A 9,100-nucleotide genomic window follows, 5' to 3' on the forward strand; every position below is an offset into this window, starting at 1 on the left:
GTGCCACGGTGCACAGCCATAGGGCGATCCCTGTGGGGCGCAGCGCCAGCGGGCGGCGCCAGGCACGCGCGGCCAGCCAGCCGGCGGCCAGCCCGGCGAGGAACGGCCACGCGGTCGAGGCGATGCCGCCGACCGCCTCTCCCTTGGTGTGGCTGGCGCGGCCGATGATCACGAAGACGAGCACGCAGCACACGTCGAGGACCAGCGCCACCCAAGGGGCCCGAGCAGAACGCATGCCGGCAAGGGTATCCCCGGCCCGGAACGTGGTCGATGCGACATCCACCACGCAAGAGTGTGGACGATGCGACATCGACGACGTTGCGAGTAACGGCTGCCTGAGAGTCGGCCCCGTACGTTCGGAACAAAAGTCTGTTTCTTGAGTCATGATGAGGTCATGGGCACGTGGATCGTGCGGATGGCGCCGGAGGGCGCCGGCCCTCGGCTCGCGGTGAAGGACTGCATCGACGTAGCGGGGGTGCCGACGACCGTCGGGTGCCCTGTCGTGGCGGAGATGGCGGAGCCGGCCGCCAACGACGCCGCAGTGGTCGCAGCGGCGCGCGAGTCCGGCGCACGGATCGCGGGCAAGACCGCGCTCACCGAGCTGTGCTGGTCAGCCAGCGGGGTGAACCATTGGGCGGGGACGCCGGTGAACCCGAGGGATCCGCGCCGGGTGCCCGGCGGGTCGTCCAGCGGATCGGCGGTGGCGGTCGCGACGGGGGAAGCGGACGTCTCGCTCGGCACGGACACCGGCGGCTCCGTTCGCATCCCGGCCGCGTGCTGCGGGGTGGCCGGCCTCAAGACGGTACGGGGCCGGGTGCCGGTGAAGGGCGTGTACCCGCTGGCGCCGTCGCTGGACACCGTCGGGCCGATCGGCAGGGACGTCGCGGCGGTGGAGCTCGGGATGCGGCTGATCGAGCCTGGCTTCACGGCGCGCCCGGAGGCCGAGCTGACGGCGGCCCGGCTGGGCGTGCTCGGCGTCGAGGGCGGCGTGGACCCGGCGATCGACGCGGCCGTGGACCGCGCGCTCGCGGCGGCCGGCGTGGCCGTGACGCACGTCGCGTGCTGTGACTTCCGCGCCGCGCTGGACGCGGCCGGCGTGATCATCGACGCCGAGGGTTTCCGCTGCAACGCCTACCTGATGCCGTACCTGAACCAGCTCAGCCCGCACGTGCGGCGGAACATGGAGCGCGGCGCCCGGCTCAGCCGCGCCGACAGGGCGGATGCCGACCAGACGCGGGACCAGGTCAAGGCCGTGTTCCGCTCGCTGCTCGCCGATTTCCCCGTGCTGGTGCTGCCGACGCTCGCCGCGCAGCCGCCGCTGCTCGGCCAGCGCGGCTTCCCGCTCAACCTGCTGACCGCCCCGGTGAACCTGGCCGGGCTGGCCGCGCTCGCGCTGCCGGTGCCCGCCAAGGGCGGCGTGATCGCCTCGCTGCAGGTGATCGCGGCCGAGGAGGAGACGGTGCTGGCGTTCGGCCGGGTGGTCGAGGCGGCGGTCGCCGGCTAGCCCGTTACCGTGGGAGAATGATCGGATGAACGTCGCGGGTGACATCGCTGCCTCAGAGCAGTCGCTGCGGCGGTTCCTGCACGGACTGCCCGGCGTCGACGAGGTTGGCGCGCGGGCGCGGGCGGAGACGCTGGCCACGCGCTCGATCAAGACCGACAGCAAGCGGCAGGCGATCGACCTGGCCATCGCCATGATCGACCTCACCACGCTGGAGGGGCAGGACACGCCGGGCAAGGTGCGCGCGATGTGCGCCAAGGCGCGGCAGCCGGGCTACGGCGCCCCGCCGGTTGCCGCGGTGTGCATTTATCCCGACCTGGTGCCCGAGGCGGTCGCCGGGGTCGCCGGGTCCACGGTGCGCGTCGCGAGCGTGGCGACCTCGTTCCCGTCCGGCCGGGCCGCGCTCGACGTGAAGCTCGCCGACGTGAAGTCGGCGGTCGCGGCCGGCGCGGACGAAGTGGACATGGTCATCGACAGGGGCGCGTTCCTGACCGGCCGGTACGGGCTGGTCTACGAGGAGATCACCGCGGTGCGCGCCGCCTGCGGGGATGCCCACCTGAAGGTAATCCTGGAGACCGGCGAGCTCAGCACGCTGGACAACGTGCGGCGCGCGTCCTGGCTGGCGATGCTGGCCGGGGCGGATTTCATCAAGACCTCGACGGGCAAGGTGACGCCCGCCGCGACACTGCCGGTCACGCTGGTCATGCTCGAGGCGGTGCGCGACTATCGTGATTTCGCGGACCGGCAGGTCGGGGTCAAGCCGGCCGGGGGGATCCGCACGGAAAAGGACGCCATCAGGTACCTGGTGCTGGTGAACGAGACCGTCGGCGAGGACTGGCTAGACCCGCGGTACTTCAGGATCGGCGCCTCCAGCTTGCTGAACGACCTGCTCATGCAGCGGGAGAGGATGGCGACCGGACGGTATTCCGGTCCCGATTACATGACTGTGGACTGATCGGGTGGGTTATGCGTTTTGAGTATTCGCCGGCGCCCGAGTCGCGTGCGACCGTTACGCTGCGTGACTCCTACGGGCTGTTCATCGGAGGGGCGTTCGTGCCCGGCAGCTCGGTCTTCAAGACGATCTCGCCGGCCAGCGAGGAGGTCCTCGCCGAGGTGACACACGCCGGGCCTGAGGACGTGGACCGGGCGGTCGCATCCGCCCGCCAGGCGTACGAGCGGACCTGGTCCGCGATGCCGGGCCGGGAGCGGGGCAAGTACCTGTTCCGGATCGCCCGGCTGATCCAGGAACGCTCCCGCGAGCTGGCGGTCCTCGAGACGATGGACAACGGCAAGCCGATCAGGGAGTCGCGCGACATCGACGTGCCCCTGGCGGCGGCGCACTTCTTCTACCACGCGGGCTGGGCGGACAAGCTGGGCTATGCCGGGTTCGGGTCGTCGCCGCGGCCGCTCGGCGTGGTCGGCCAGGTGATCCCGTGGAACTTCCCGCTGCTCATGCTGGCCTGGAAGGTCGCGCCGGCGCTGGCCTGCGGGAACACGGTCGTGCTGAAGCCGGCCGAGACCACGCCGCTCACCGCGCTGCTGTTCGCCGAGATCTGCCAGCAGGCCGACCTGCCGCCCGGCGTGGTCAACATCGTCACCGGCGACGGCGCGACCGGGCAGGCGCTGGTGGCGCACCCGGGGATCGACAAGGTCGCGTTCACCGGCTCGACCGAGGTCGGCAAGGAGATCGCCCGCGCCTGCGCGGTGTCGGGCAAGCGGCTGACGCTGGAGCTCGGCGGCAAGGCCGCGAACGTCGTCTTCGACGACGCGCCGGTCGACCAGGCGGTCGAGGGCATCGTCAACGGGATCTTCTTCAACCAGGGGCACGTGTGCTGCGCGGGGTCGCGGCTGCTGGTGCAGGAGTCGGTGTACGACGAGGTGCTCGCGGCGCTGCGGCGGCGGATGGGGACGCTGCGGCTCGGCGACCCGCTAGACAAGAACACCGACGTCGGCGCCATCAACTCGCGGGCGCAGCTGGACAAGATCAGCGAGCTGGTGTCGTCGGGCGAGGCCGAGGGCGCGTCCCGGTGGTCCGCGCCGTGCCCGCTGCCCGACCGCGGGTTCTGGTTCGCGCCGACCGTGTTCACCGAGGTGTCCCAGGCGCACCGGATCGCGCGGGAGGAGATCTTCGGGCCGGTGCTGTCCGTGCTGACATTCCGCACCCCGGCCGAGGCGGTAGAGAAGGCGAACAACACCCCGTACGGACTTTCCGCCGGGGTGTGGACGGAGAAGGGGTCGCTGATCTTGTGGATGGCGTCCCGGCTGCGGGCCGGGGTGGTCTGGGCGAACACGTTCAACAGGTTCGACCCGTCGTCGCCGTTCGGCGGCTACAAGGAATCCGGGTTCGGCAGGGAAGGCGGCAGGCACGGCCTCGAGGCCTACCTCGACGTGACGGGGAACGCCGATGTCTGAGGCCGCCGAGACGACCGCCACGGCCCAGGCGGGCCGCATCGCCGTCCGCAAGACCTACAAGCTGTACATCGGCGGCGCGTTTCCCCGCTCGGAGAGCGGTCGTTCCTTCGCGGTGACGGGCGCCGGCGGCGGCTTCCTCGCCAACGCGGCGCTGGCCTCGCGCAAGGATGCCAGGGACGCGGTGGTCGCGGCGCGCAAGGCGTTCCCCGGGTGGTCAGGGGCCACCGCGTATAACCGCGGTCAGGTGCTCTACCGGGTCGCCGAGGTCCTGGAGGGCCGCCGCGCCCAGTTCGCCGACGAGGTGCGGCTGGCCGCGGGCGGCTCGCACAAGTCGGCGTTCGCCGAGGTCGACGCGGCGGTGGACCGCTGGGTCTGGTACGCGGGCTGGGCGGACAAGCTCGCCCAGGTGCGCGGCGGCGCCAACCCGGTGGCCGGCCCCTACTTCAACTTCTCGCTGCCAGAGCCCACCGGCGTGGTGGCCGTACTCGCCCCGCAGGACAGCCCGCTGCTCGGCCTCGTCTCCGTGCTGGCACCGCCCATCGTGAGCGGCAACGCCGTGGTCGTGGTCGCTAGCGAGAAGTACCCGCTGCCCGCGGTGACGCTCGCCGAGGTGCTGGCCACCTCCGACGTGCCAGGGGGAGTGGTGAACCTGCTCACCGGCCGGGCCGCCGAGATCGCCCCGTGGCTGGCCTCGCACATGGACGTGAACGCGATCGACCTGGCGGGGGCGCTGGACGCGCCGGGCGCGCTCGCCGACGACCTGGCGGTCGCCGCCGCGGAGAACCTCAAGCGGGTGGTGCGGCTGCCGGTCAGCGACTGGACCGCGGAACCCGGCCTCGACCGCATGATCGCCACCCTGGAGACGAAGACCGTGTGGCACCCGCTGGGCGTGTGAGCGCCCGGGTCACAGGCATCACAGGCGTCACGGGCGTCACAGAAAGGCGATGTCCGCGCGGCGGAACGGCCTGATGTCGCCGATCCGGTCGTCGCGCACCTTCGCGACCCAGTCCGGGTCGCCGATCTGGCTCCGGCCGACGGACACCAGGTCGAAATCGCCGCGCCGGAACCGCCGGATCAGGTCCTCGATCCTGCTATCGCCGGTCGGCCTGGCTTCCTCGCCTTCGAGGGTGGCCATGACGTCGACGTCGAGGCCGACGCTGCCGACGGCGATCACCGGCGCGTCGGTGAACGACTTCACCCAGCCGGCCAGGCCGAGATCGGAGCCGTCCCACTCCGGGGTCCAGAACCGGCGGGTCGACACGTGGAACAGGTCGGCGCCCGCCGACCGCAGGATCGAGACGAGCTGGCCGAGCTCGCCGGGGGTCGTCGCGATCTTCGCCTCGTAGTCCAGCTCTTTCCATTGCGAGATCCGGACGGAGATCGTGAAGTCCGGGCCGGTCGCCTCACGGACCGCCGCGATGACCTCGGCGGGGAACGCCGCGCGGCCGGACATCGCCGCGCCGCCGTACCGGTCGGCCCTGCGGTTGGTCGCGGGCCACAGGAACTGGTCGAGGAGGTAGCCGTGGCAGGCGTGGATCTCCACGCCGTCCGCGCCGGTCTCCCGGGCGTAAACGGCGCTCCGGACGAAGGCCTGCCGGATCGCGGCGAGGTCGGCGGCGCTCGCCGCGCGGCCGAACGGCTTGTCCGGGTGCGCCAGGCCCGAGGGGCTGAGCGCGACGAAGCCCGAGCCCTCGTCCGCCCCGCCGGTGTCGACCGCCCCCTGGTGCCACAGCTGCAGGAGCATGGCGCCGCCCGCCGAGTGGACGGCGTCGACGCACGATGCCCAGGCGCCGGCGGTCCTGGCCGTGAGCCAGCCGAACAGGGAGTTGGACGTCGCGCTGGGATGATCGACCGCGCAGGCCTCGGTGATCACCAGCGCGGTGCCGCCGAGGGCGCGCTGACGGTAGTACTCGCGCATCCGCTCGGTGGGCGCGCCGTCGACGGTCCACGCGCGCTGCATCCCCGGCAGGACGAACCGGTTGCGCAGCCGCAGCCGCCCGATCTCCAGCGGCTGGAGAAGCGGCGCGATGTCAGGCCCCGGAGCCTGCGCCCGGGCCTCCTTGATCTGTGTCATGCGCTCCCCGCCACACGAGACTGGTCACCGGCTTTGATCATCGCCGCTTTTCGCCCCGCGGCCAAGCGCGACCTGACAACCATCATCGGGTGTCCTTCCGGGCGCTATAGCCCCCCAACGACACCCAATCACCGGACCGGCCGACCCACGATCATGACCCGCCGCCCGCGTGCGGGGGCGCCCGCCGCTACGCCAGCCGGGGGATGAGCTCCGTGGCGATCTGCTCCATGTGCTCGGGCACCTCGAACAGCGGCGTGAACAGCACCATCTCCGCCCCCGCGTCGATCACCGCGCGGACCGCCTCGGCGCACTCGCCAAGCGTCCCCGCGATCGCCGCGGACTCGATGGCCGGCACCCGGTGGCCGTACATCCGCGCCAGCGCGTCGTTGATCCGCTGCCTCGCCCGAGAACCGTCCGAAGGGTCGATCGCGATGTACACCCGCTTCGCGATCGGGAACTCGCCGGGACCGAACCCCACGCGCCGCCCACGATCGGCCACCACGGCCCGCGCCGTGGCCACCTGCGTCGCGAACGCCGCCGTCGGCGACGATCCGGCCCCGAAGAAGCCGTCGCACAGCCGGACCCCGCGCCGCACCGCCGCCTCAGCGGACCCGCCGAACCACAGCCGCGGGTGCGGCTTCTGATACGGCTTAGGCTCCATCGCGACGCCCTTGAGCTGCCAGAACTCGCCGTCGAACGTGACAGAAGGCTCCGTCCACAGCGCCTTAACCAGCCGGATGCCCTCGGTGAACCGCGCCAGGTACCTGTCGGCCGGTATCCCGTACGCGGCGAACGGCCGCCGCGGCCCGCCGGACCCCACGCCGGCCTCGACCCGGCCGCCGCTCACCTGGTCCAGTGTCGCCAGGTCCTTGGCCAGCTGGACCGGACTGTGCAAGGTGGTCACGAACACCGTGCAGCCGAGCCGCAGCGAGGACGTGCACGCGGCGGCGTACGTCATCGCCTCCAGGGGCGCGAGCTGCGGTGACGGGCCGAGCGTCATCTCCTGCGCCCACGCGCTCTCGTACACGCCGAACGCCTCGGCGCGCTCGAAGTACGCCCGGAAGTCCGCCGGGGAGAACTCGCCGTCGCCAAAGAACTGGGGGATCGAGATCGCGAACCTCATGCCCGCATAGTAAGCCGGGGCCCGCGACGGCGGGAGAGCGTCCCCCGAACGACCCGCATCTGGCAAAAATGACACTTTTTGCCACCGATTGCCGGGCGGGAAGCCGCGCAACCGGCCCCCTGGCGATAACTGTGATCGTTGTCCCATGTCATCCTGGTTTCCGCATGACCCGGCGCGTACTAGCGTGCAAAGTAAAGTTTCAGGACCCAAAACGGGGCGGTGCCCCGGTCGGCGATCCCGGCCGCTCTGCCGTGCGCGCGTCCCGTGCGAAATGTGAAAGGGACACCGCGCATGCCCGAAGCATCGTCCGCCAATGGCTCGGTCGCGCTGCACTACGACGGTGGTGAGCTCGACCTACCGGTCAAGACAGCGACCGAAGGAGCCCCGGGAATCGAGGTGACGAAGCTACTGTCGACGACCGGCATGGTGACCCTCGACCCCGGCTTCGTCAACACGGCCGCCTGCTCGTCGGAGATCACCTACATCGACGGCGACGCGGGCATCCTGCGCTACCGCGGTTACCCGATCGAGCAGCTAGCGGAGAAGTCGACCTTCCTGGAGGTCAGCTATCTGCTGATCTACGGCCACCTGCCGACCGCCGAGCAGCTGGCGAACTTCACCAGCCAGATCACCAAGCACACCCTGCTGCACGAGGAGCTGAAGCAGTTCTTCGACGGCTTCCCCGCCGACGCCCACCCGATGCCGGTGCTGTCCAGCGCCGTCTCCGCGCTGTCCACGTTCTACCAGGACAGCCTCAACCCGTTCGACGAGCCGAACGTGGACCTGTCCACCATCAGGCTGCTCGCCAAGGTCCCGACCCTCGCCGCCTACGCCTATAAGAACTCGGTGGGCCAGCCGACCCTGTACCCGGACAACTCGCTCGGCCTGGTCGAGAACTTCCTGCGCATGACGTTCGGCCTGCCGACGGAGCCGTATCAGGTCGACCCGGCGGTCGCCAAGGCGCTCGACATGCTCTTCGTCCTGCACGCCGACCACGAGCAGAACTGCTCCACCTCCACGGTCCGCGTCGTCGGTTCCAGCGAGGCGAACCTGTTCGCCTCCATCTCGGCCGGCATCAACGCGCTGTTCGGCCCGCTGCACGGCGGCGCCAACGCGGCGGTCCTCGAGATGCTCGAGGACATCCGCGATCAGGGCGGCGACGTGACCGCGTACGTCAGCCGGGTGAAGAACAGGGAGCCAGGCGTCAAGCTGATGGGCTTCGGCCACCGGGTCTACAAGAACTACGACCCGCGCGCCCGCATCGTCAAGGCGACCGCCGACGAGCTCCTGACCAAGCTCGCTCCTGACGACCACCTGCTCGACCTGGCGAAGCAGCTCGAGGAAGTGGCGCTGAACGACGAGTACTTCATCAGCCGCAAGCTGTACCCGAACGTCGACTTCTACACCGGCCTGATCTACCGGGCGATGGGCTTCCCGACCCGGATGTTCACGGTGCTGTTCGCGATCGGCCGGCTCCCCGGCTGGATCGCCCACTACCGGGAGATGATCCACGACCCGGCCACCAAGATCGCCCGCCCGCGCCAGGTCTACATCGGCCCAGGCGAGCGCGAGTTCGTCGACATCGAAAAGCGCTAGGGCGCCCCGACTCTAGGCGGCCCGCTACCGCTGCTTCTCCCCGGAGGAGTGCTCCGCGCGGTAGTGGGCCGCCAGTATGTCGTCACCGAAGTCGTTGCCCGGGTTCCGCCACACCGAATGCACGTGGTTCCCGCCGCCCTGCGTGTTGTCGTGCTCGATGAGCAGGTCCGGCCCCTGGACCCGGTAGTAGTGCCGCTCGCCTGGCGCCGTGCCGCCCGCCCACGCGAACGCGAGGTTCTCCGGCCCCGCGGCGTCGACCCGCGCCAGCTCCGCCGCCGCGACCTCGTCCGGCAGCCGCCCGGCGAACGCCGCCACCAGCTCGACGAGCGCGTCTAGCTGCCTGCCGTCCAGGTCTGCGCCGCGCACCCCCTTCGGCCCGTCCCGCAGGTAGCTG

9 protein-coding genes are annotated in these 9,100 nt (G+C 71.0%); 5 read left to right on the plus strand and 4 right to left on the minus strand.

The annotated features are described in order from the left end of the window. Nucleotides 1-235: DUF3054 domain-containing protein (locus WA805_RS07115; RefSeq protein ID WP_425241939.1), on the minus strand; the 235-nt coding region annotated here is incomplete at its 3' end. 159 nt (nucleotides 236-394) lie between these two features. Here WA805_RS07115 and WA805_RS07120 point away from each other — a divergent pair. The 4 genes from WA805_RS07120 to WA805_RS07135 are packed head-to-tail and all read left to right on the plus strand — an operon-like array spanning nucleotide 395 to nucleotide 4,808. Further along, on the plus strand, nucleotides 395-1,504 hold the full coding sequence (locus WA805_RS07120) for an amidase (RefSeq protein WP_422323813.1): 1,110 nt from the start codon (nucleotides 395-397) through the stop codon (nucleotides 1,502-1,504). A gap of 25 nt (nucleotides 1,505-1,529) precedes the next feature. Beyond that, entirely contained in the window at nucleotides 1,530-2,456 is a 927-nt protein-coding gene (deoC, locus tag WA805_RS07125; protein WP_422289917.1) for a deoxyribose-phosphate aldolase, read from the plus strand. Nucleotides 2,457-2,467: 11 nt separating this feature from the next. After that, nucleotides 2,468-3,913, plus strand: coding sequence for an aldehyde dehydrogenase family protein (locus WA805_RS07130; RefSeq protein WP_422289915.1), 1,446 nt, complete (start codon nucleotides 2,468-2,470; stop codon nucleotides 3,911-3,913). Then, on the plus strand, nucleotides 3,906-4,808 hold the full coding sequence (locus WA805_RS07135) for an aldehyde dehydrogenase family protein (RefSeq protein WP_422289913.1): 903 nt from the start codon (nucleotides 3,906-3,908) through the stop codon (nucleotides 4,806-4,808). Before WA805_RS07130 ends, WA805_RS07135 begins: the two co-directional genes overlap by 8 nt. A gap of 36 nt (nucleotides 4,809-4,844) precedes the next feature. On the opposite strand, the gene WA805_RS07140 is transcribed toward WA805_RS07135, so the two are convergent. Both WA805_RS07140 and WA805_RS07145 read right to left on the minus strand, forming a co-directional pair. Then, nucleotides 4,845-5,987, minus strand: a complete 1,143-nt coding sequence (locus WA805_RS07140) for a 12-oxophytodienoate reductase (protein WP_425241940.1) — start codon at nucleotides 5,985-5,987, stop codon at nucleotides 4,845-4,847. A 187-nt stretch (nucleotides 5,988-6,174) separates the two neighbouring features. Continuing rightward, entirely contained in the window at nucleotides 6,175-7,110 is a 936-nt protein-coding gene (locus WA805_RS07145; protein ID WP_422324130.1) for an LLM class flavin-dependent oxidoreductase, read from the minus strand. A gap of 291 nt (nucleotides 7,111-7,401) precedes the next feature. Between WA805_RS07145 and WA805_RS07150 the strand changes: the two genes are divergently transcribed. Next, nucleotides 7,402-8,706, plus strand: coding sequence for a citrate synthase (locus tag WA805_RS07150; protein WP_422278909.1), 1,305 nt, complete (start codon nucleotides 7,402-7,404; stop codon nucleotides 8,704-8,706). Between the two features lie 24 nt (nucleotides 8,707-8,730). Here WA805_RS07150 and WA805_RS07155 read toward each other — a convergent pair. Further along, a partial coding sequence (locus WA805_RS07155) for a DUF3500 domain-containing protein (RefSeq protein ID WP_425241941.1) occupies nucleotides 8,731-9,100 on the minus strand: 370 nt, incomplete at its 5' end.

Origin of the sequence: Trebonia sp., assembly GCF_049794275.1 — a bacterium.
Classification (GTDB): Bacteria; Actinomycetota; Actinomycetes; order Streptosporangiales; family Streptosporangiaceae; genus Trebonia.